Source organism: Flavobacteriaceae bacterium HL-DH10 (assembly GCA_031826515.1).
Lineage (GTDB): Bacteria > Bacteroidota > Bacteroidia > Flavobacteriales > Flavobacteriaceae > Thalassobellus > Thalassobellus suaedae.
The window spans coordinates 703,597-727,449 of sequence record CP134536.1; the positions used below are offsets into that span (position 1 = coordinate 703,597).

The 23,853-nt window shown below is 31.0% G+C and carries 22 protein-coding genes; 16 read left to right on the forward strand and 6 right to left on the reverse strand.

Going from position 1 to position 23,853, the window contains the following annotated elements:
• Positions 1–20 precede the first annotated feature (20 nt).
• The 11 genes from ccoS to RHP49_03080 all read left to right on the forward strand — a co-directional run bounded on the left by ccoS (position 21) and on the right by RHP49_03080 (position 11,542).
• Complete coding sequence (gene ccoS / locus RHP49_03030; GenBank protein WNH13235.1) at positions 21–209, forward strand: cbb3-type cytochrome oxidase assembly protein CcoS; 189 nt, start codon at positions 21–23, stop codon at positions 207–209.
• A gap of 8 nt (positions 210–217) precedes the next feature.
• Complete coding sequence (ccoN, locus tag RHP49_03035; GenBank protein WNH13236.1) at positions 218–2,401, forward strand: cytochrome-c oxidase, cbb3-type subunit I; 2,184 nt, start codon at positions 218–220, stop codon at positions 2,399–2,401.
• Between the two features lie 22 nt (positions 2,402–2,423).
• Positions 2,424–2,609, forward strand: coding sequence for a CcoQ/FixQ family Cbb3-type cytochrome c oxidase assembly chaperone (locus RHP49_03040; protein ID WNH13237.1), 186 nt, complete (start codon positions 2,424–2,426; stop codon positions 2,607–2,609).
• The gene (locus RHP49_03045) at positions 2,606–3,544 is read left to right on the forward strand and encodes a cbb3-type cytochrome c oxidase N-terminal domain-containing protein (protein WNH13238.1); all 939 of its coding nucleotides are present in this window, start codon (positions 2,606–2,608) and stop codon (positions 3,542–3,544) included. Before RHP49_03040 ends, RHP49_03045 begins: the two co-directional genes overlap by 4 nt.
• 94 nt (positions 3,545–3,638) lie before the next feature.
• Positions 3,639–5,063, forward strand: coding sequence for a cytochrome c oxidase accessory protein CcoG (ccoG, locus tag RHP49_03050; GenBank protein ID WNH13239.1), 1,425 nt, complete (start codon positions 3,639–3,641; stop codon positions 5,061–5,063).
• A 99-nt stretch (positions 5,064–5,162) separates the two neighbouring features.
• The gene (locus tag RHP49_03055) at positions 5,163–5,609 is read left to right on the forward strand and encodes a FixH family protein (GenBank protein WNH13240.1); all 447 of its coding nucleotides are present in this window, start codon (positions 5,163–5,165) and stop codon (positions 5,607–5,609) included.
• 1 nt (position 5,610) lies between these two features.
• Positions 5,611–6,312, forward strand: coding sequence for a sulfite exporter TauE/SafE family protein (locus tag RHP49_03060; GenBank protein WNH13241.1), 702 nt, complete (start codon positions 5,611–5,613; stop codon positions 6,310–6,312).
• A gap of 137 nt (positions 6,313–6,449) precedes the next feature.
• Complete coding sequence (locus RHP49_03065) at positions 6,450–7,121, forward strand: TetR/AcrR family transcriptional regulator (protein WNH13242.1); 672 nt, start codon at positions 6,450–6,452, stop codon at positions 7,119–7,121.
• A 5-nt stretch (positions 7,122–7,126) separates the two neighbouring features.
• Positions 7,127–8,797: an ATP-binding cassette domain-containing protein gene (locus tag RHP49_03070; protein WNH13243.1), complete on the forward strand. Its 1,671-nt coding sequence runs from the start codon at positions 7,127–7,129 to the stop codon at positions 8,795–8,797.
• Positions 8,790–10,151: a biotin/lipoyl-binding protein gene (locus RHP49_03075; protein ID WNH13244.1), complete on the forward strand. Its 1,362-nt coding sequence runs from the start codon at positions 8,790–8,792 to the stop codon at positions 10,149–10,151. Before RHP49_03070 ends, RHP49_03075 begins: the two co-directional genes overlap by 8 nt.
• Positions 10,148–11,542, forward strand: a complete 1,395-nt coding sequence (locus tag RHP49_03080) for a TolC family protein (GenBank protein WNH13245.1) — start codon at positions 10,148–10,150, stop codon at positions 11,540–11,542. Before RHP49_03075 ends, RHP49_03080 begins: the two co-directional genes overlap by 4 nt.
• A 68-nt stretch (positions 11,543–11,610) precedes the next feature.
• Here RHP49_03080 and RHP49_03085 read toward each other — a convergent pair whose 3' ends face one another.
• Together RHP49_03085 and hemN are read right to left on the reverse strand one after the other, a co-directional pair.
• The gene (locus RHP49_03085) at positions 11,611–12,444 is read right to left on the reverse strand and encodes a universal stress protein (protein ID WNH13246.1); all 834 of its coding nucleotides are present in this window, start codon (positions 12,442–12,444) and stop codon (positions 11,611–11,613) included.
• Positions 12,445–12,530: 86 nt separating this feature from the next.
• On the reverse strand, positions 12,531–13,895 hold the full coding sequence (gene hemN, locus RHP49_03090; GenBank protein ID WNH13247.1) for an oxygen-independent coproporphyrinogen III oxidase: 1,365 nt from the start codon (positions 13,893–13,895) through the stop codon (positions 12,531–12,533).
• 121 nt (positions 13,896–14,016) lie between these two features.
• On the opposite strand from hemN, the gene RHP49_03095 reads away from it, so the two are divergent.
• From RHP49_03095 to RHP49_03105, 3 genes are read left to right on the forward strand one after another with little or no spacing between them, the layout of a single operon-like run.
• A complete protein-coding gene (locus tag RHP49_03095) occupies positions 14,017–14,646 on the forward strand; it encodes a YceI family protein (GenBank protein WNH13248.1) in 630 nt (209 codons plus the stop codon).
• Between the two features lie 50 nt (positions 14,647–14,696).
• Positions 14,697–15,227, forward strand: coding sequence for an RNA polymerase sigma factor (locus RHP49_03100; protein WNH13249.1), 531 nt, complete (start codon positions 14,697–14,699; stop codon positions 15,225–15,227).
• A gap of 2 nt (positions 15,228–15,229) precedes the next feature.
• A complete protein-coding gene (locus tag RHP49_03105; GenBank protein WNH13250.1) occupies positions 15,230–16,024 on the forward strand; it encodes an anti-sigma factor in 795 nt (264 codons plus the stop codon).
• Positions 16,025–16,384: 360 nt separating this feature from the next.
• Here RHP49_03105 and RHP49_03110 read toward each other — a convergent pair whose 3' ends face one another.
• The 4 genes from RHP49_03110 to RHP49_03125 form a co-directional block, all read right to left on the reverse strand.
• Positions 16,385–18,619 carry a TonB-dependent receptor plug domain-containing protein gene (locus RHP49_03110; protein ID WNH13251.1) on the reverse strand — a complete coding sequence of 745 codons (2,235 nt, stop codon included), beginning with the start codon at positions 18,617–18,619 and terminating at the stop codon, positions 16,385–16,387.
• A 20-nt stretch (positions 18,620–18,639) separates the two neighbouring features.
• Positions 18,640–19,932, reverse strand: coding sequence for a cell surface protein (locus RHP49_03115; GenBank protein ID WNH13252.1), 1,293 nt, complete (start codon positions 19,930–19,932; stop codon positions 18,640–18,642).
• Positions 19,933–20,017: 85 nt separating this feature from the next.
• On the reverse strand, positions 20,018–20,572 hold the full coding sequence (locus RHP49_03120) for a DUF4331 family protein (protein ID WNH13253.1): 555 nt from the start codon (positions 20,570–20,572) through the stop codon (positions 20,018–20,020).
• Positions 20,573–20,599: 27 nt separating this feature from the next.
• Positions 20,600–21,250, reverse strand: a complete 651-nt coding sequence (locus RHP49_03125; GenBank protein WNH13254.1) for a DUF4331 family protein — start codon at positions 21,248–21,250, stop codon at positions 20,600–20,602.
• Between the two features lie 151 nt (positions 21,251–21,401).
• On the opposite strand from RHP49_03125, the gene RHP49_03130 reads away from it, so the two are divergent.
• Together RHP49_03130 and lpxD are read left to right on the forward strand one after the other, a co-directional pair.
• Complete coding sequence (locus RHP49_03130) at positions 21,402–22,574, forward strand: LETM1-related biofilm-associated protein (GenBank protein ID WNH13255.1); 1,173 nt, start codon at positions 21,402–21,404, stop codon at positions 22,572–22,574.
• Positions 22,575–22,641: 67 nt separating this feature from the next.
• The gene (lpxD, locus tag RHP49_03135; GenBank protein WNH13256.1) at positions 22,642–23,637 is read left to right on the forward strand and encodes a UDP-3-O-(3-hydroxymyristoyl)glucosamine N-acyltransferase; all 996 of its coding nucleotides are present in this window, start codon (positions 22,642–22,644) and stop codon (positions 23,635–23,637) included.
• Positions 23,638–23,853: the final 216 nt, after the last annotated feature.

The window sequence follows — 23,853 nt, forward strand, 5'->3', positions numbered from 1 at the left end:
AACCATAACTTCAAGTAGGTATGAGTGTTATTTATGTATTACTAACAATAAGTATTATTGTTGCTGTTGGCTTTTTTATAGCATTTATTATGGCTGTAAAAAAGGGACAGTATGACGATAGCTATACACCATCTGTTCGCATGCTATTTGAAGACGAACTTGTTAAAGAGACTTCCGAAAAAACAATACTAACCAAAAAAGATCAATAACTATAACTATGGAAATGCAACAGTTTCATTACGATAATAAAATCGTTAAAAATTTCTTATACGCCACGATGCTTTGGGGCGTTGTGGGTATGCTTGTAGGTTTACTACTAGCTTTCATGTTTTTATTCCCCAACTTAACCGATGGTATTTCTTGGCTAAGCTTTGGTAGATTACGTCCGTTACACACCAACGCCGTTATTTTTGCCTTTGTGGGAAATGCTATTTTTGCGGGTATCTATTATTCTACACAGCGCTTATTAAAAGCAAGAATGTTTAATGACACCCTAAGTAAAATTAATTTCTGGGGCTGGCAACTTATTATTGTTGGTGCAGCTATAACGTTACCATTAGGGTTTACAACATCTAAAGAATATGCCGAATTAGAATGGCCTTTCGACATTGCAATAGCAGTTATTTGGGTGGTATTTGGATGGAACTTAATTGGTACCATTTTAAAAAGAAGACAACGCCATTTATATGTTGCCATTTGGTTTTATATTGCCACATTTGTTACTGTTGCGGTACTTCATATCTTTAATAGTTTAGAGTTACCTGTAAGCGCCATGAAAAGTTACTCAGTATATGCGGGCGTACAAGATGCCTTAGTACAATGGTGGTATGGACACAATGCAGTAGCATTCTTTTTAACGACACCTTTCCTAGGATTAATGTATTACTTTGTACCTAAAGCAGCTAACAGACCTGTATACTCATATCGACTATCTATTGTTCACTTTTGGTCGTTAATCTTTATATATATTTGGGCAGGACCGCATCACTTATTATATACAGCTTTACCTGAATGGGCTCAAAATTTAGGAGTCGCATTTTCTGTTATGCTTTTAATGCCATCTTGGGGTGGTATGATAAACGGATTATTAACACTTCGTGGCGCCTGGGATAAAGTTAGAACAGATCCTGTTTTAAAATTTATGGTTGTAGCCATTACAGGATATGGTATGGCAACTTTTGAAGGCCCTACACTATCTCTTAAAAACGTTAATGCTATTGCTCACTTTACGGACTGGATTATTGCACACGTTCATGTTGGTGCCTTAGCATGGAATGGTTTTATGACCTTTGGTATGATTTATTATTTAGTACCAAAACTATTTAAAACAAAACTATACTCTTTAGCTTTAGCAAATCTTCATTTCTGGATTGGCACCTTAGGTATTATTATGTATGCGTTACCAATGTATGTTGCTGGATTTACACAAGCAAGTATGTGGAAACAATTTAATCCTGATGGTACATTAACTTATGGTAACTTTTTAGAAACTGTTACCGAAATTATACCCATGTATTGGATGCGTGCTATTGGTGGCACATTATTCCTTACAGGTATGTTAATTTTAGTTTACAATATTATAGCGACTATTAAACAAGGTAGCAAAGTTGAAAACGAATTAGCCGAAGCACCAGCCTTAGAACGTGTTACTAAAAAACGTACTTCTGGCGAAGGTTGGCACACTTGGATAGAACGCAGACCAATTCAATTAACAATTTTAGCAACAGTAGCTATATTAATTGGAGGTGTTGTACAAATTATACCAACCATTATGGTAAAATCTAATATTCCAACTATAGCAAGCGTAAAACCATACACGCCTTTAGAATTAGAAGGTCGCGATATTTACATACGAGAAGGCTGTGTTGGTTGTCATTCACAAATGATTCGCCCTTTTAGAAGTGAGGTTGAACGTTATGGCGAATACTCTAAAGCAGGCGAATATGTTTACGACCATCCATTCTTATGGGGAAGTAAACGTACAGGGCCAGACTTACACAGAATTGGTGATAAATATTCAGACAACTGGCACTTTAATCACATGTACGATCCGCAAAGCACCTCATCGGGTTCTATTATGCCACGTTACCCTTGGCTAATTATAAATGAATTAGACAAGTCGCAAATTGAAGCAAAAATGAAAACGATGGTAACTTTAGGGGTTCCTTATTCTGAAGAAGACATCGCAAATGCTCAAGCAGATATGTTAGCACAAGGTACTCGAATAGAAGAAAATCTTTATTCCGATCCTGACTTTGTAAAAAGCTATCAAGCAGATAAAAATTATGCTGAAGAAAATGGAGACTCTTTTGTAGAGATGAAAAACAGAGAAATCGTAGCTATTATAGCTTACTTGCAGCGTTTAGGAACCGATATTAAAGTAGAATCAGCACAAAACTAAAACGAACCATAAAATTATAACTATGTTAAAATTTGCAAAAAACTATATGGAGAGTATTACGGGTATTGAAATTTACCCCATAATTTCTCTACTCATCTTTTTTACATTCTTTGTAGTGCTCTTTTTATGGGTGTTTACTGCTAAAAAAGACTATATAAAAACCGTAAGTAATATTCCTTTAGACAACCAAAACGACGATATATTATGAGAAATTTAATTCCATCTTGGATTCGTGTTCCTATAACATTCTTTGTTATTTTTGGAGCTGTAGAATTCTTTATAGATTCTGGAGAAAAACCTGCCTTTATTGAATACCCTGTTGTATTACTATTTTTATTTTTAGTACTTATTATATTAATTGCTATTGAAGCCATTATTGGTGCATTAGAAAATATCATGCTTCACAAATTAGATGAAGAAGCTAAAGCACGATTTTTAGCAGAAAAAGAAAAGTCGTTTAAATTCACATGGTTTTCAAATACATACAAAAAACTTGCAGGTGTTGATAAACCAATAGAAGAAGAGCATGAAATTATTTTAGACCATAACTACGATGGTATTAAAGAGTTAGACAATAACTTACCGCCTTGGTGGGTTTATTCCTTTTACATTTCAATTGTTTTTGCAGCTGTTTACTTATTAAGATTCCATGTGTTTGAAGGAGAAAATCAGTATGATGAATTAGAAACAGAATTAGCCGATGCTCGAACTGCCATTGAAGCTTACAAAAAAACAGCTAAAAATCTAGTAGATGTTAATACCGTTACATTATTAACTGAAGCTTCAGACCTAAGTGCTGGAAAAACAATTTTTGAAACTAACTGTGTTGCTTGTCATATGGCAGACGGAGGTGGTGGCATTGGTCCAAATTTAACCGATAAACACTGGATATTAGGTGGCGATATTAAAAGTATATTTAAAACTGTTAGTGAAGGAGGTCGTTCTGGAAAAGGAATGATTGCATGGAAACAACAATTAAAACCATTAGAAATTGCTCAAGTATCGAGTTATGTTTTAACATTTCAAGGTACTACTCCTGCAAATCCTAAAGACCCACAAGGAGATCTTTGGGTTAATGAAAATACAGAAACAGCTCCTGATGCAAACACCACAGAATCTGATTCGTTAACTGTTACCAAATAAAAAACACTAATATTAGTGCATAGAATCAAGGATTAACACGATTAATAGCTAAAACTTCCGTTAATTCTTGGTTCTTATTTTAAAACCCAAATAAATGGAAACGCCAGAAAACGAAACATTTAGAGACTCTATTGGCACCATTACCAAAGATGGCAAACGCGCTTGGGTTTTTCCTAAAAAACCTAGTGGAAAATTCTATAAATATAGAAAATGGGTTAGCTATGGTTTATTGGCATTTCTAGTTTTATCGCCATTTATAAAAGTTAATGGCAATCAGTTTTTAATGTTCAATGTTTTAGAACGTCGTTTTAACATTTTTGGTTTTCCGTTTTGGCCACAAGATTTTCATTTGTTTGTTATTTCAATGATTATTGGCGTCATTTTTATAACACTGTTTACAGTTGCTTTTGGTAGAATATTTTGCGGTTGGATTTGTCCACAAACCATTTTTATGGAAATGGTTTTCAGACGTATTGAATATTGGATAGAAGGAGACCGAGGGAAACAAATTAGACTTTCTAAACAACCTTGGAATGCAGAAAAAATTAGAAAAAAAGGATTAAAGCTAATTATATTTCTAATCATCTCTTTCATTATTGCTAATGTGTTTTTAGCTTATTTAATAGGAAGTGACAGACTCATTCAATACATTACAGATGGTCCTTTAAGTCATTTAAACAACCTCATTTCTCTGCTTATTTTTACGGCTATATTTTATTTTGTATTTGCCTGGTTTAGAGAACAAGTTTGTGTTATTGCTTGTCCTTATGGACGCTTACAAGGTGTATTATTAGATAATAAATCAATTATTGTAGCTTACGATTACAAACGTGGTGAAGGCGAAAAAGGCAGAAAAAAATTCAGAAAAAATGAAGACAGACAAGCTTTAGGCCATGGTGATTGTATTGACTGTTCTCAATGTGTACATGTATGTCCAACAGGTATTGATATTAGAAATGGTACGCAATTAGAGTGTGTAAACTGTACTGCTTGTATTGACGAGTGTGACAGTATTATGGAAAGCATCAATTTACCTAAAGGCTTAATTAGATATGCTAGTGAAGACAATATTGAGAAAAAAGCTCCTTTTAAATTAACAGCTAGATTAAAAGGCTATATTGCTGTACTTGCTATTTTAATAGGTTTATTAACAGGCATGTTGTTTTTACGAAATGATGTTGAGGCTAATGTTTTAAGATTACCAGGACAATTATATGAACACAAAGAAAACAACATTATTAGTAATGTATTTACTTATAAATTAGTTAACAAAACAACTAAAGATATAGATAATGTAAGTTTAAAATTATTATCACATAAAGGCACTTTAAAATTGGTATCTACTAGTGATAGTTTTGTTGTTCCAGGTCAAGGTATTGCCAAAGGCACTTTATTTATTGAAATTAATAATTCGGCTTTATCTGGTGATCGAAATAAAATTAAAATAGGTATTTATCAAAATGATAAACTTATTGAAACTACAACTGCAAATTTTTTAGGCCCTAGGAGTTATAGATAATTAGCAGCATCCTGCAAGGTTTCAAAAACCTTATAGATTTAAATAAAAATAACTAAAAAAAATTTCCTCTAACAAGGCAATTAAAAAAATATAAAAATCATGAAAATTAATTGGGGAACAGGAATTGTACTTGCATTCATCGGATTTATAAGCTTTATCATGTATTTTATTATCACCATGAATGTAAATAATAAATACAGTCATGATTTAGTAACTGAAGATTATTATGCTGAAGAATTAGACTATCAAAACGATATTAATAAGTTAACAAATGCTAATAATTTAAACCAAAACATCAGTTACAAAAAATCAGAAGAAGGATTAATTATTAATTTCCCTGATGATATTGATTACACAAAAATTAAAGGAAAAGTGTTCCTATATAGACCATCTAACAAACAGTTAGATTTTGATACTGCTATTTCATTATCTAAACCTTATTTGCTCATACCTGACAATCGTTTGGTAGATGGTCGATGGAACATTAAAATAGACTGGCAATTAAACAACCAATCTTATTTATACAAAGAAACAATAAATTATTAATATGCTAATTTCAGCATTTGTTTTAGGACTATTAGGAAGTTTTCACTGCATAGGCATGTGTGGCCCTATTGCCTTTATGTTACCTGTTAACAGAACAAATGCTTACAAAAAAATATCACAAATTACTATTTACCATATTGGTAGACTTTTAGCATATAGCATCATTGGTTTTGTTTTTGGTCTTATTGGAAAAAGTCTCTACATTTTTGGGTTTCAACAACAACTTTCTATTGCTATTGGCGTATTAATGATATTGGTAGTCTTAATTCCACAACAAACCTTTAACAAATTTAATTTCTCTAAACCTATTTATAAACTTATTAGCAAAGTTAAATCGGCATTAGGTCAGGCTTTAAAAAGAAAAACAGCAGATACGTTTCTAACTATTGGGTTTCTTAATGGCTTCTTACCCTGCGGATTAGTTTACATGGCTGTATTTGCTGCCATTGCAGAAGGCAACGCTTTAAGTGGAAGTTTATATATGGCTGTATTTGGCTTAGGCACCATACCTTTAATGACTACCGCTATCTATTTTAGTCAGTTTTTAAAGGGTAAAACTAGACAACGCATACAAAAAGCCATTCCTGTTTTTGTAATAATTATAGGAGTTTTATTTATACTTCGTGGTTTAGGTTTAGGAATACCTTATATATCTCCTACCCTTACTAATGACACGGTTACTAGCGGCATAAACTGCCACTAAACATAAACTTCCACCTTTCAACAGAACATATTCATTCTGATTTCTAAAAAATAAAATGCTAATTATTTCACAAAAACATGCTTTTATTTTCATTTTTAATAGTATTACTATTATATTAGCGCAAATATATATCAGAAATGAACACATTACTATCTAATTTAAGAATTACAGTACCTGAAAAAATTTACATTAAAGACCCAGGATCTTCGGCATTAGGTAAGCGCATTATAGAACAGAGCATTGTATTAATTGACGATATTGGTTTTGATGCTTTCACCTTTAAAAAGCTAGGTATTTTAATTAATTCAAACGAAAGTTCTATTTATCGCTATTTTGAAAGCAAGCATAAATTACTTATGTATTTAACATCATGGTATTGGAGTTGGACAGAGTATCAACTTGTTTTTGAAACGCATAATATTTCTGATACTACAGAAAAACTTAAACGCGCCATAGAAATTGTATCTAGAACCATTAAAGAAGATAGTAACTATTCATATATAAATGAAACCATATTAAACCGTATTATCATCAATGAAAATTCTAAATCATTTTTAACTAAAGAAGTCGACAAAGAGAATAAAGAAGGTTACTTTTTAGCATATAAGCGAATTGTTTATCGTTTACGAGATATGATTACAGAAGTAAATCCGAAATATAAATATACTTCAAGTTTAGCAAGTACAATATTAGAAGGCAGTTTACACCAACACTTTTTAAAAGATCATTTTATATCAATTACAGATTGTAAAAATCCAATAACACCAACTGATTTTTATATTCATTTAACACTAAATGCCCTAAAATAGAACCTATGAAAAAACAAATCATGACTCCTTGGCAACGTCTAATTGGTTTATTACAACTAGAAAAAAAAGACATACTTCAAGTTTTTTATTATGCTATATTCTCAGGAATAGTTGCATTATCACTACCTCTAGGAATACAAGCTATTATAAATTTAATTCAAGGAGCTCAAATATCAACATCATGGATTGTATTAGTTACTTTAGTAACCTTAGGAGTTGCCTTTTCTGGAGCATTACAACTCATGCAATTACGCATCATTGAAACCATACAACAACGTATTTTCATGCGTTCATCATTTGAGTTGAGTTATCGATTTCCTAAAATTAAAATGTCGGAATTACGTAGTTACTATCCACCAGAATTAGCAAATCGCTTTTTTGATACTTTAACCATTCAAAAAGGATTATCAAAAATATTAATTGACGTACCAACAGCCATTTTGCAAATATTATTTGCTCTTATTTTGCTATCCTTTTATCATCCATTTTTTATTCTTTTTGGTATTCTATTATTAGTATTAATTTTTATAGTATTTAAGTTTACTGCAAAAAAAGGGCTTGAAACCAGTTTAAACGAATCTAAAAACAAGTATAAAGTAGCACATTGGATTCAAGAAATTGCAAGAACTGTTATTAGTTTTAAACTTTCTGGAAGCACCAATTTAGGTATAAACAAAAACGACATTTTAGTAAATGACTACTTAAAAGCTAGAGAAAATCATTTTAAAATATTAATCATTCAGTTTATTCAAATGATTAGTTTTAAAGTTATTGTAACAGCCAGCTTACTACTAATTGGTGGTGCTTTAGTACTAAATCAGGAAATGAATATTGGTCAGTTTGTTGCAGCCGAAATCATTATTTTATTGGTAATTGCCTCTGTAGAAAAATTAATTCTAGGACTAGAATCTTTTTATGATGTATTAACATCCATTGAAAAAATAGGACAAGTAGTTGATAAAGAATTAGAAATACAAGATGGAGAAACCCCTATTTTTAATGAGAATGTAAATATAGAATTAAATCAGGTTTCTTATTCTGTACCTAATAGAGATTTAAAAATAGTTAATAACGTTTCTTTTAATATTTCTTCAGAAAGTAGAATTTTAATTCTTGGAGAAAGTGGCTCAGGAAAATCATCATTATTAAGACTCATAGCTGGTATTAATGAACCTACAGCTGGTAACATATACATTAACAACTTACCCATTGGAAGCCTAACTTTAAACAATTATAGGTCACAAATGGGATTATCTTTAACAGAAGAAACACCTTTTGAAGGTTCTATTAAAGAAAACTTAACCTTTGGAAACCAAACCATAACAGATGATGAAATTTTTAATGTAATGGACAAAGTGGGGTTAATGGAATTTATAAAAGAACAACCCAAAGGTCTACATACTATTTTATATCCAGATGGTAAACAAATGTCACATACGGTATCTAAAAAAATCATACTAGCTAGAGCCATTCTCAAAAAACCAAGTGTTTTAATTTTAGAAGATGCTTTGGACCGCTTTAATCCTAAAGAAACTAATGCTATCACCAATTACCTAACTCATAAAGACAGACCATGGGCATTAATAGTTGTTAGTGGCAGTAGTCGGTGGAAAACTAAATGCAATCAAATTATTGAATTAGATAAAGGTGCCATTAAAAAGATAAACCATGCTTAATATATCTTACAATACATTAAATAAAAAAGTAGATTTACAAAGCTTTAAATCTGCTAAAAACATATTTAACAAGAACTACTACAAACGTTTTAATCAGTTTTTATTAGTCATAGCTGCTATTGGGTTTATTGTGCTTTTTCTACCATGGACACAAAATATTACTGGACAAGGCTTAGTAACAACTTTAAAACCAAATCAGCGACCACAAACACTACAATCTCAAATACCAGGTCGTATTGAAACTTGGTATGTTCAAGAAGGCGATTACGTAAATAAAGGAGATACTATTCTTAGAATTTCAGAAATAAAAAGTGATTATTTTGATGATAAATTAGTTGAAAGAACGAACACTCAAATAGTAGCAAAATCTTCATCGGTCGGTGCTTACGAAAGCAAGGTTCAAGCCTTAAACCGACAAGTTTCTGCTTTACAAAATGAACAAAAATTAAAAATGCAGCAAACACAAAACAAATTATTGCAATCGCATTTAAAAGTAAAAAGTGATAGTATCGATTTAGAAGCTGCAAAAACCAATATTAGTATTGCCGAACGCCAATTTAACCGTACTCAAATACTACAAGACGAAGGCTTAAAAGCGGTTAAAGATGTAGAAGAAAAACGTTTAAAACTTCAAGCAACTCAAGCTAAACTAATTTCACAAGAGAACAAATATTTAGCTAGTAAAAACGAGGTTATCAATGCACAAATAGAACTATCTAGAATTACAGCACAATATGCCGATAAAATTTCTAAAGCACAAAGCGATATGTATACGGCTCAATCTAGTGGCTTTGACGCCCAAGCTCAAGTTACTAAATTAGAAAACGCCTATACAAACTATAAAATGCGTAACGATTTACTTTTTGTAACTGCTCCACAAAACGGATATATAAATAAAGTACTAACAGGTGGTATTGGTGTCACTTTTAAAGAAGGAGAAGCCCTTGTAGGTATTATGCCTGCTCAATATGATTTAGCTGTTGAAACGTTTGTAAAACCAATAGATTTACCTCTTTTACATAAAGGTGAGTATGTGCGTGTTCAATTTGATGGCTGGCCTGCAATAGTATTTAGCGGGTGGCCCAATGTATCTTACGGTACTTACGGCGCAAAAGTAGTAGCTATCGAACGGTTTATTAGTGATAATGGAAAATATAGAGTTCTACTGGCTCCAGATGAGACAGACCAACCATGGCCAGAAGCCATACGTATTGGCTCTGGAGCAAAAACTATTGCACTGTTAGAAGATGTTCCTATTTGGTTTGAATTATGGAGGCAAATTAACAGCTTCCCTCCTAATTATTACCAACCAAAAAACAACAGTAAAACAGCTTCAAAAAAAGACAAAAAATGAGAATCTATATAGCTAGTATATTTTTATTTATAAGTAGCTTCCTTTCTGCTCAAGACAGCTTATCGGTTATTAGTCTATCTGAATATTTAGGCTATGTAAAAACTTTTCATCCCGTTGTAAAACAAGCTAATTTAATTATTAACGAAAGCGAAGCAAAACGCATGAAAGCCCGAGGTGCTTTCGACCCAAAACTAGAGGTTGATTATGGCAGAAAAAAGTTTAAAAATACCGAATACTACAATAAATTAAATGCTTCGTTTAAAATACCAACTTGGTACGGCGTAGAATTAAAAGGGAATTTTGAAGAAAACTCAGGTTATTATTTAAATCCAGAAGCTACACTTCCGGAAGATGGATTATACAGTGTTGGGGTTTCCGTGTCAGTTGCACAAGGCATGCTAATAAACAAACGTATGGCTATGCTTAAACAAGCAAAAATGTTTATCAATCAAGCTAAAGCAGATAGACAACTACTAGTAAACACTATTTTATACAATGCTACTATTACCTATTTTAATTGGCTAAAAACTTATAATGAGAATCGCGTATATGAAGATTTTTTAGCTAATGCAGATATGCGTTTTAATGGTATAAAAAGAAGTTATGAAATCGGAGACAAACCTGCTATTGATACTTTAGAAGCTAGGATTGCACTTAATAATAGAAAATTAAATTTAGAGAAATCAAACATTAAATTTATAAAATCTTCATTAGAGCTATCTAATTATTTGTGGCTAAATGAAAATACACCCATTGAAATTAAAGAAGGTATAACTCCAGATTTAAATACATTTGAAACTATTGATACGGTTTTAAATACTTCTATTTTTGATATTGAAAACACAGACTTAAATAATCATCCAAAATTAAAATCATTAGACTATAAATTTCAAAGTTTGAATATCGAAAAGCGTTTAAAACTAAATAACTTATTACCCAAAATAGATTTACAGTATAATTTTTTATCACAAACACCAGAAGTTTCAAGATCATTTAGTACTTCGGCTTATAAAAGTGGTGTAAATATTAGCTTCCCGCTATTTTTAAGAAAAGAACGTGCCGATTTGAAATTAGCTAAATTAAAATTGCAGGACACCAAATTTGAAATTCAATCTACAAAAGTGATACTTAAAAATAAAATAAATGCCATCAAGCAAGAACTAGCATCTTTTGTTTTGCAAAACGATTACACAACAATTATTGTTGATGATTATAAAAAAATGCTAACAGCAGAAGAACGTAAATTTTTCTTAGGAGAAAGTTCATTGTTTTTAGTAAACTCAAGAGAATCAAAACTGATTGATGCTAAACTTAAAGCTATTTCACTTGAAAATGATTTCTTTAAAACAAAAGCTAATTTGTTTAATGTACTAGCCATATCTATACTATAAAAAAGAAGCTTCTTTTATTAAAAAGCTTCTTTTTTTCAGAAAAATTAGTCACCAAAATATTAAACTTACTAAATCTTAAATGTTATAACTGGTAGTGTTGCATGATTTGCAACATCCTCTCCTATACTGCCTTCAAAAAAATGTGCTAACCCTTTTTTACCATGTGTTGGTATTGCAATAATATCTGCTCCAATTTTATTTGAAAAGCTTAAAATACCATCTTCAATATTATAATCAGATACATAATGTACATCTTTCATTCGTTCTAAATTACCATCTGCTTTGGTAAAGAAATTAACAACACGTCTTTCAATTTCTATAGAACTTTTAAATCTATCATTAGGTAAATTCACATATATAAAGTACATTTTAGAACCTATTTTACCAAACATGTTAATTGCATTAATATAAGGCTTAATACATTCTTCTGAAAAATCACAGGCAAACGTAACCACTTCAAAATTAATTTGATTCACTTTATTTTTAACAACTAAAACAGGAATATCGGCATTTCTAACAACACGTTCTGTGTTAGAACCTACAAGAAAATCTTTAACACCACTAGTACCATGAGACCCCATTATAATTAGGTCTGCATCATGTTTTTCCGCAACCTCATTAACCTCACCAAAAACTTTAAAATGCTTTATTATTGGCATTACTTTTACACCTTTTAAATAATCCTTTTCAAGGAATTTCTCAAATTTTTGCTCAGATAACTTTATAAAGAAAGCCGCTTTTTCGTTTTGAAGTCCATCTGAGGCGGTATACATTAAATCGGACATTTCTAACATGTGAAGCGCTAAAATCTCTGCATCATACGTTTTAGCCAATTTAGCCGCTGTTTCTAAAGCATATTCTGAATATTCAGAAAAATCGATGGGTACAATAATTTTTTGCATAATATTTATTTTTAGTTTCACACATTCATGAGAATGCCATTTTAACGGAAATATCAATTTTCGAAAATTGATATATCTACGTTCAATTAAACCGTCATTGAAAACAACTGTGTGTTTGGTTGTTTACGCTGTAACAATAAATCGAAAGCCATACATATATTTCTAACAAAAGGTTGTCCTTTTGTTGTAACTTCAATAGTATTAGAATTAATAATAAGTAATCCGTCTTTTTCCATTTCTTTTAATCGCATAATAACTTCTGGAAGCTCTTTAAAATAAAGAGAATTATTAGACCAACTCGTTTTAAATTGGCACATTAAGTTAAGGATATGCTTTCTTAAAATTAAATCTTCTTCATTTAAAATATGTCCTCTGTAAACAGGTAATATATTTTTATTTAACAACTCATAATAATCTTCTATATTCTTTTCATTTTGAGCAAACCCATACCAACTATCACTAATTGCAGACACCCCTAAACCAATCATAGCTTGTGTTTTAGAAGCGGTATATCCCATAAAATTTCTATGTAAACGACCTTGTATCATAGATTGATACAAACTATCTGTTTTTAATGCAAAATGATCCATTCCAACTTCAATATACCCTACTTCAGCGAGCAATTTTTTACCTATTTCATATTGCTCCCTTTTAAGCTCTGGTGCTGGCAAATCATCATCACTAAATCCACGTTGTCCATTACCTTTAATCCATGGTACATGGGCATAACTATAAAACGCCAATCGATCTGGTAGTAATGCTTTTGTTTTTAAAATAGTTTCCTTAACATGTTCTAAAGTTTGAAATGGCAATCCAAAAATAATATCATGACCAACCGATGTATAGCCAATGTCTCTAGCTAATTCTGTTGCTCGTTTTACATTTTCAAAAGGCTGAATTCTGTGAATGGCTTTTTGAACCGTTTCATTATAATCTTGCACACCATAACTTACACGTCTAAAACCAACATTATAAAGCGCTTCTAAATGTGCTCGTGTTGTATTGTTAGGATGTCCTTCAAAACTAAATTCATAATTATTAGCTAATTCAGAATCTTTTAAAATCCCATTAATTAACTTTTCTAAATTTTCCGGACTAAAAAAAGTAGGTGTCCCACCACCAAGGTGCAATTCTTTAATAAGTGGTTTTTCATCAATCAATTCTAAATATAATTGCCATTCTTTTAAAACGGCATTTATATAAGGACTTTCTACATTATGCTGCTTTGTTATACGCTTATTACAACCACAAAACGTACATAAACTTTCACAATATGGTAAATGGATGTATAAACTAATCCCTTCTTTTGCATTACTCTCTTTAATAGATTTTAATAAAGATTGCCTCCAATTATTTAAAGAAAAAGTCTCTTGATTCCAATACGGAACCGTTGGATAACTCGTATAACGAGGTCCTGCTATATTATATTTACTAACTAACGAACTTAACATACCTAACATTTAAAATCAAAAATATAAGATTGTTAAAGTTAAAAATATGATATATATCATATTGAAAATTTGCTTTCCGTTGATTATTACATAACTTTACAGTAAATAAAAACAAAAATAAATGAAAAGAATACCTATTCTAGCAATGGCGTTAATATTAAGTATTACCGCTTGTAAAAACGAAAAAAAAACACCTAAAACTGATGCCGTAATTGAAACATCATCTTCAGAAAAATTCATTGCAAAACCTGAAGCTACATCTGTTAAATGGATTGCCTATAAAACCACAGAAAAAAAACCTGTTGGTGGTGAATTTAAAATTTTAAAATTTGAAAATAAATCAGGTACAACTCCTCAAGAAGCTTTAAATAATTTAAATTTTTCTATTCCTATTAGCAGTGTGTTTACAAATGATGCCACTAATACAAGAGATGGTAAAATAAAAACCTCCTTTTTTGGTGCTATGATAGACACAGATATTATAACAGGAACTATTAAAGTTAACAACAACAATTATTTAGCAAGTATTACAATGAATGGTGTTACCCACGATTTACCTTTAGAAGTTACAATAACAGAAGGAAGACGTGTTAGCATGACAGGAACCATGAACCTTAAAGACTGGAATGCCTTAGGAGCTTTAGAGTCATTAAACAAAGTGTGTTTTGATTTACATAAAGGAGCAGATGGTGTGAGTAAAACATGGGAAGATGTTGCTATTGAAATAAATACGTATCTCCGTAAAAACTAATCATATTAAGTGTTAAAGTTTATTTTAACTACTAATATTAAAAATACTTTATGGACATCGATATCCTTGTAGAAAAGTTTAAACAAAAAGACGAAAAAGCTTTTGAAAGTTTATACAATATGTATAGTAACAGTATGCAAGGCGTTGTATATAATATAGTTAGAGACCATGATATTGCTGAAGAAGTCATGCAGGATGTTTTTATAAAGGTATGGCATAAAGCAGACTCCTATTCAAGCAGTAAAGGTCGCTTTTTTACTTGGATTTTAAATATATCGAGGAATGCAGCCATAGACAAAACACGTTCTAAAAGTTTTAAAAAATCCAAACAAAACCTCAACTCAGATTTTTTCGTAGATAGTATTGAAACACATGAAAGCTTAGATAATTCAACTGATGCTATTGGTATTAAAAAGTTTGTTGGTAAACTAGCTGATAAATGTAAAGAAGTTATTGAACTTTTATATTTTAAAGGCTACACCCAATCTGAAGCATCAGAAACTCTTAATATGCCTATAGGCTCTATTAAAACGAGAAATAGAAATTGTATTAAAGAATTAAGAAACATGGTTTTAAATTAATTATGGATATTAAAACATACATAGAATCTGGAATACTAGAACTTTACGTTGCTGGGGCACTTTCTGAAAAAGAGAATGAAGAAGTATATGCCTTAATGCTACAACACCCTGAAATACTTCAGGAAGTTTTAGAAATTGAAGCTGCTATTATTAAGTTAACATCAGCTACTTCTCGTGGAAATAACAACCATATTCTACAAAATATTAAACAAGTTTTAAACTTTAATAACAAAGACACTAAGGTTATTTCTATAGCCAAACCTAAATATAACTGGGTAACTTATACTGGTTGGGCAGCATCTATTATACTTGCTGCAGGTGTATTTTGGACTGTTAACCAAAACAACAAATTACAATCTGAAATACAAGTAGCTGAAACAAAACAATTGTTGCTCGAAACACAAATAGCAAACTCAAAAAATAGTTTAGAAGAAGCCAATACTTTAATTACTGTATTGCGCGATGATAATATTACTAGAATCCCATTAGCTGGTCAAGGTTCTTTTGCAAACACCTATGCTAAAGTTTACTGGGACAAAACAGCGCAACGAATATTTATAGATGGAGCAGGTTTACCTGAGCCACCAGAAGGTAAAGTATACCAAGTATGGTCGTTAACACTAAACCCACTTACACCAACAAGCTTAGGAACTATTGATGATTTTAAAACAGATGCTAATAAAATATTTGAAATTAAAAATGTAAACCAAAGTGAAGCCTTTGGTATAACTTTAGAACCTGCTGGAGGAAGTGAAACTCCAACCATGGAGCAATTATACACATTAGGTGTTGTTTAAAAACAAATATGCATTTCACTTTTTTGTTTTAAACTTGTAACACATTTTAATTTAGGAGTTATAAGCTATACAACGTTTAGCTTATAACTCTTTTTATATGTAAACACTATTTCAAAAAACACAAGAGAATTGTTAATTGTTTAATTATTATTTACAACACCTGAAATCTCTAATATTTCAAGAATATCTTATCATAAAATAGTTATAAATATTTAGCGGCTCTAAAAACATTAATTCATACTAAAAAAGCACCTAATTACATTTCTGTAACCAAGTGCTTTCACCTAACAAAAAACCCACTTTAATTAATGCATTCATTATCCATCAACCCCTCATTTCAATGAATATCAATTTAATGTATTAAAATTTATATGTTATAGATCCTTTTATAAAAAAAGGTGAGCCAGGTGTAAAATGAATTTCTTCAACTGGCTGTGACTCATTTTGTAATCTAGATGTTGTTGCAAATTGTGTTTCGTTCCATTCAATATCAAAAAGGTTTTCAATAACTAAACCTAAAGTGATCTTATTAAAACTATAATTAGCGTTTAAATCGGTAATAAAATACCCATCTGCAACTATACTATTTTCTTCATTTGCTGGTCTATCATCTATATATCTATATTTTACTCCTCCTGAAAACCCGTTGTTATCTTTAATAGACAAACCTCCTGACACTGTAAAATCGGGAGCTAAAGGGATAAAATTTTCGCCACTTGCGCCTTCTAAACTCCTTGCTTTCGTGTAAGTAGCATCTGTATCAAAATACAACCAATCGTTAAATTGATAACGCATACCCAAATCGAAACCGAAACGTTGAGTTTTTCCGCTCGGTTCAACAATACCAGCATCTCCTACATAAACAAACTCTTGCTCTAAAAACAAATACCAAATAGCTGAATTTAATATCAGTTTCGATGATGGTTTCCAAATATTACCAAAATCTAAACCATAGGCTCTTGGTAATATGTTTTCTTCTTGATTAGTTACAACAACTCTTGTGTCGTTTGAATGAAATCCTATTCCAGACTTTAAAAACCATTGTAAATTTATGTTGGCATTGTAAAAGAAATTCAATTTAGGACTTACAATAGTTTTCGCATCAGACCTTGCTTTTCCATCGTTTTGCAACTTATCATGATATAAAAACTTAAAATAATCCAATCGTAATCCTGGTGCTATAATTAGCTTTCCAAACTCAAACTCTGTATTAATAAAAGCATCTATATTCGTTTGATTAATATCACCTAATTGAACACGCTCATTAATAGTCCTCTTATTTATGGTTTTAGACAACTCATTATCCTTAGAAATATCATGCCGTAAACCTAAACCATAATTAATATTTACAGGAGTATCACCGAAAAACGTTTCAGTTTTAAAAACGGTGTTTACTCCAAATATGTTCCTGTCTTCTTTTTGTTTTATTTGATCTCCGTTTATTGGATCTTCTAAAAAGAATGTAAAATTAGAATACAATTCAAAATCGTAATGTGTTAAAAATGTATTCGTTTTAAATGTTGTTACGTCTGAAACTTGTTTAACAAACTCTACATTAAAGTTGGTTCGCGATGTAGAACCACCCTCAGTATCATCAATTGCTCCAAAACGTGAAATACTTCCGTTATCTACTGCACGCTGTGGTATTTGCCCTGACGCATCCCAACGACTAGTAAAATGTGAAGTTGATAAAGTAAGTTTATCATTATTTGGTGTAAACATTACATATTTTCCAAATAAATTAAGTCTATTAAAATTTTGTGGTGAATCAAATGGACCATCTCCAGCTAAGTATTCAATAGCCAGGTATGCATTTTGACTTATAACTTTATCTAATAAATTGAACATCCCAAAGGTTCTTAATGTATTAAATTGCCCTACACTAAATACTACAGAACTTTCCTTGACATAATCCTTTGTTGAAAAATTCACATAACCTGCGGTGTTAAAATCTCCTTCTTTTGCGTAATAAGGTCCTTTACCAAAATCAATTTTATTTACCGTTTCTGGAATAACAAAATGTAAATCACTATATCCTTGTCCATGTGCATGAGACACCATATTAACTGGCATACCATCTACAGAAATTGATATATCTGTACCATGATCTATATCAAATCCTCTTAAAAAAAGTTGCTCTGCTTTTCCACCTCCTGCATGTTGTCCAATTATAAGTCCTGGTACTTTTCGTAATACTTCTTGTGATGAGTTTACAGGACTTGTGTTCAAATCTAATCGTGCTATTGTACTTATAGCATTTAACTCTTCTGTAATAACTAACTCGTCTAATTGAAATGATTTTTCAGATAAAACAACATGTATTTTAGCATTAGAACTTAAACTATCTGTAACAAAAATTTTATTATTATAGCCTAATAAACCTATTTTTATAGAATCACCAGCTTTAGTTTCATTCAAAATAAACATACCATTTTCTAAAGAATGCGTATGACTTTTTGAATTCAAATTATAAACATATGCAGCTTCTAAAGGCTGGTTAAACTCGTTAGAAAGCATTCCTTTTATTTGCTGGCCATAGTTTAAATTAACCAAAAGGGAAGCTATTAAAAATGTAAATATTTTTAAGATTTTCATTTGGGCGTACTTTCTGGTTATTATATATTTTTAATCTTTAAAGCCACTAATGGCCCTAGCTCAAAAGCACTTTCCAATAATTCTTTTTTTAGGTTTTTAGCTTCGTCTTTTTTACCATTAGCTTTATACACTTGTGCTAGATGAAACAACACTTCTGGCTCATAGGTTTTGCCTACTACGTATTTTTCCATGATATCTAAAGCTTCGGTAGCATCTCCATATTTATAATAAGTCCATGCTAATAAATCATAAGATTGAGGGGTTGGACGATTTTTAATTTCCGTTTGTGCTATTTTTAAAGCTTTTTCTGTTTCAATGTTTTCTTCGGCATATAAAAGCACATTATATTTATTATACATATCACCATAAAATTCATTTTGTACAGCAGATTTATATAATTTTATTTGTTCTTCTTGTAAATTTGAATCACCTTGAAATTCAGCTATTTCAGCTTTTAACAAATAATAATCTGGAGCATTGTACGATGTTGTAATACTATTTAATATACGGAGTGCTTCATTAGCATTTTTCTCATAAGAATACAAAATCCAAGCAATACCTTTTTTCGCATAAGCATCATTATTATCTATGCTTAGTGCTTTTAAATAATGATTATAAGAATCTTTAATTCTCCCTGCATGTCCGTAATAGTCTGCGATGTTTGTATAAACCCATTGTTTTGTAGCTGGCAAATTAGAAGATTCTGCTATTTCTTTAGCTTGTTCCATATATTTAATGGCTGCTTCTAAATTTCCACGATGATCTGACCATTTAGACAAACGAATTAAATAATCGAAATCGCTATTATCGTTACTAAATTTATCTAAATAGCTTTTAGCTAACTCGAAATTACCCAATTCTAAATGCACATCGAATAACATTTTTTGGGTAACCTCTAAGTTGTCTCCTATTGCTTCTGCTTTTTTAAGTAATTTTAAAGATTCATTGAACCTGTGTTGCGATATATAATTATGAGCTAAAGATCTTAGATAGGCCGATTTACTATAATTTGTTGCTTTATTCGCTTTAATTAATTTGTTTTCAGCCTCAATAAGTAACTCAATTCGCCCTGTCTTACTAAATAAATGAGATTGAGATGCTGCAGCTTTAATTAAATATGGAAACTGACTTGGTTCTTTTTCTAGCTTTTTTTCCCAAAATTTGTAATCTTCAATTGTTAATTGCAACATCTCATCGTCATCAGCATTCAAATACACATTATAATCCGTACTACTTGTGATTTTTTTTGGTGTATCATTACAACTTACAATAAGCAGCAATAATAGTATTGTTATAATATTGTTAGGTTTCATAATTATATATTATTAATTGTTTGTTAGGTTTTGCAGGTTAAAAATATCAGAGTATATCAAATAGACATACTCTGATATAAGGCTTCTACCAAGGGGAAGCTAAGTAAGGAAATGAGGTTAAAAAGGTTTTATCATTTGCATCTACATTATCATCTGTTAAATTGGGCTTTTCAGAACCATCAGGTCCACCAAAAATCAATAATAATTCTACAGATATAACATCATCATTTAATGCTCTACCTGTTAAAACATTCACACCATCAAAAAAAGTTGTTTTTCCATCAAGTGATACCGTTAAAACATCTGTTGCTAATGCTCCTGTAAATGTAGAAGCATCAAAAGTTAAAGCATTTGTTGTATAATCTGGATTTAATGCTAGTAATTGAGCTTCAAATTTATTCTGAAATGCTGCATTTTGTGCAGAAGGCACAGTAACATTAAACATATCTTTATCTCCTGAAGAAACAAATACTGTGTTAATTGCTGGCCTACCCATTTGATCTTCCTGTGTATATGTTCCAGAAAAATCTAAAGGTTTCCCATACATATCATCATTAGCTTCGTTCTTAGAGCAATTAAATACAGTTAGCGAAACAGCTAAAGCAATTACTAATACTTTTATATTTTTTATAGTTTTCATAATTATATTCTTTAAAATGGTTTTCTATTATTTTCTTTTTGATTCTACCCATGTTTTTATAGTCCCTGATCCACCAATCATAGATTTTGGTACTTCAACTATAACAGACATTACGTTAGTACCTGCAAACGTATCTGCACCAGGCATGTTAAAACCTGTAGCATTTCCTGCTATAATTTCAGAATATTGAGCAAAGTCCATAAAGAAAGGATCATCACGAGGTCCAGCAAAAAAGCTCATACCTGCTTTTGTTGATGTAATTGCATTTGTACCATAAGGTGTAATATCTACTACACCTCCAACTGCAGGTGTTGTTTCAATCATACTACTTAAACCCGTTTGCGATGGTGCTGTGGGACCAAAGAAATACATTTTACCATTTCTTGGTATAGCTTGAATTACCAAATCTTCAACATTGTCACCTGTAGTATCAATATTAAATTCAATCAAAACATTTTCATCAAACATTGCTCCATCAGAAGCTGCTGGACTTAAAAGCCCCTGCACATTTGCTACAAATACTAAATTATCTGTGTTATTACCTTGAAAGGCATAAAAATCGGTAATATCACTATTACCACCTTGTACAGCAGGCGCATCAATATGATCTGCTGCTACAATAAAGAAACTAGCCGCAGCTAAAATTCCCATTCCTAAAATTGTTTTTAAATTTTTCATGTTTTTGAGATTTTTGTATTAGTTAAATTTTCACTCTCAACCATACCTACGAAGAAATTGAAATAGCGGTTTTGTTAAAGTTTTGTTAACGAAATTATTTGCATTTTAAATACCTAAAACATTACATTTACAATAACAAATTATAAAAGCTATGAATCCATCAGCTTCAGGTTGGATAAACAAATTACTTAAAGAAGTCAGTAAGGATGATTTATTATTTAATTATAATGAGGAATCGTTTTATGATGCTTTAAGAGCATGTGGATTTATTTACGGAAGTAACTTAGAAATAATTGGAAATATAATAGACAAAAAAGATTTTACAGAAGAAGAACTTTGTAAAACCAATTTATGCATTTCATTTCTACATACACATCATAAATCTAACAGCAAAACTAATTTTACAGATAGTGTTATAGGGTTTTACACCGATATTAATGAGCTTAAACTTTCATTTTTACAAGGATTAATAGGCGGTAAAAAATCGGGAGTACAACTTGAAAAAATATTACATAAACGCATACAAATTGATGATAATTTTTTAACTAAGAACTTCAACTACTTTATTATAAATGCCTTATTATATGTAGATATTTTGGCGTATAATGAATATTTAAAAAGAGGAACCATTTCAAGTGATTATATAAAAAATCTAGAAGCTTCAATTTCTTCTATTTCTCTAGAGGTTTTAAACTCAAAAAAAACTAAAAATCAATATGATAATAGTTTAATTAAACTTTTTGAAGCGTCTTTAAGATATCAAAACAATACTAACACCGATTATAAAAAAGCCATATCATTTGTTAAAAACTCGCAGGAAGCACATTATGTTTTAGACATTGCTTGCATGGCATCTTGGAGTGATAGAATTATAGACGAAAGCGAACAGCGTTTTTTACTAAAACTAGGTTCAGATTTAAAATTAAACACCAATCAAATAAACATATCAATTAAAACGGTTAATGAGTTTTATACTGTAAACAAAAACAATATTGCACTATTAAGTTCTAAAAACATCGTACAGAGTTTTTATAATAATTCCAGTAAGATGGTCATTAAATTAATTACCAGAAACAGCAAACGCTTGTATCAAGAACTAAAAGACAGTAAAGAACTTATGGTACTTATATCGCAATCTACTATTAGAGATTTAAATGCTGAAGAACAAAAAAAAGTACAAGAACAACTTTTAGACATTTTTAAATCCATTCCTAGTCTTGCTATCTTCTTGTTACCAGGCGGAGCCTTATTACTACCTTTAGTCGTTAAATTTATCCCTAAATTATTACCATCAGCTTTTGATGAAAACAGAATAGAAGATTAAAACACATGTTTTCTATTTTTTTTCTGTTAGTTTTACAGATATACAAATAAACAACCTAAAATAACACATGACATCATACACCATTAGTGAAATTAACGACATATTAAAAGGAGAATTAATAGGAAACACTAATCAGCAAATTGAAGGTCCAGAACAATTACTAAACGCAAAAAGCAATCATATTACTTTTATAGGTAGCACTAAATATGTAAAATATTGGGCAGATTCTAAAGCCTGTGCCGCTGTTGTAAATGATAATTTAAAAATTGAACCCGATGAAAATCGTGCGCTAATTAAGGTGAAAAATGCCGATTTAGCCATGGCTAAAATTTTAGAGTTGTTCAATCCTCCTGCTCCAGCATTTGATGTAGATATTCATCCAACAGCTGTTATTCATGATACTGCTATAATTGGTAATGGTTGTAAAATTGGCGCTAATTGCTATATTGGTAAAGATGTAGAATTAGGAAACGGTGTCGTTTTATACCCTAATGTTTGTGTGTTTGATGAAACTAGTATTGGAGACTATACGGTTGTTTGGTCTGGTACTGTAATTAGAGAACGCTGTATTATTGGTAGTCATTGTATTTTTCACACAAATGTAAGTATTGGAGCCGATGGCTTTGGATACAGACCAAGTGATGACGGACGCGGACTTGTAAAAATACCACAAATAGGAAATGTAATTATTGGACATTATGTAGAAATTGGTGCAAACTCTTGTGTAGATAGAGCCAAATTCAGTTCAACCATTATTGGCGATGGTTGTAAAATTGATAATCTTGTGCAAATAGCACACAATAGTATTATGGGACGCTCTTGTATTATGGCAGGACACAGTGGTCTTGCAGGCTCTGTAACTCTTGGAGATGGCGTTATTATCGGCGGAAGCGCTTCTATTAAAGACCACACTACCATACATTCTGGAGCAACAGTTGGAGCCGGATCTGGTGTTGTTGGCGATGTTGCTGCTGGCAAAACAGTTTTAGGTTACCCTGCTCAAGATGCCCGAGATATGCTAAAACAATGGGTCGCTATTAGACGTTTTATGAAAAACCAATAAATCGCATAGTATTCAGACAAATTACTAAAAATACTAGTATACAGCACCCCTGTTAGAGGCTTAAATTCAGAAAAGTAATTCGTTTTATTATTTAAGAAGCGTTGAAAAAACTAAGACAAATCAACTTAATTTTGTCAGAAAAAAATAGCTAAATTCGTTTAACATTAGATATTAAAACGATTTCTTACTAAGTCATTATGCCCAATTTGAGAAATG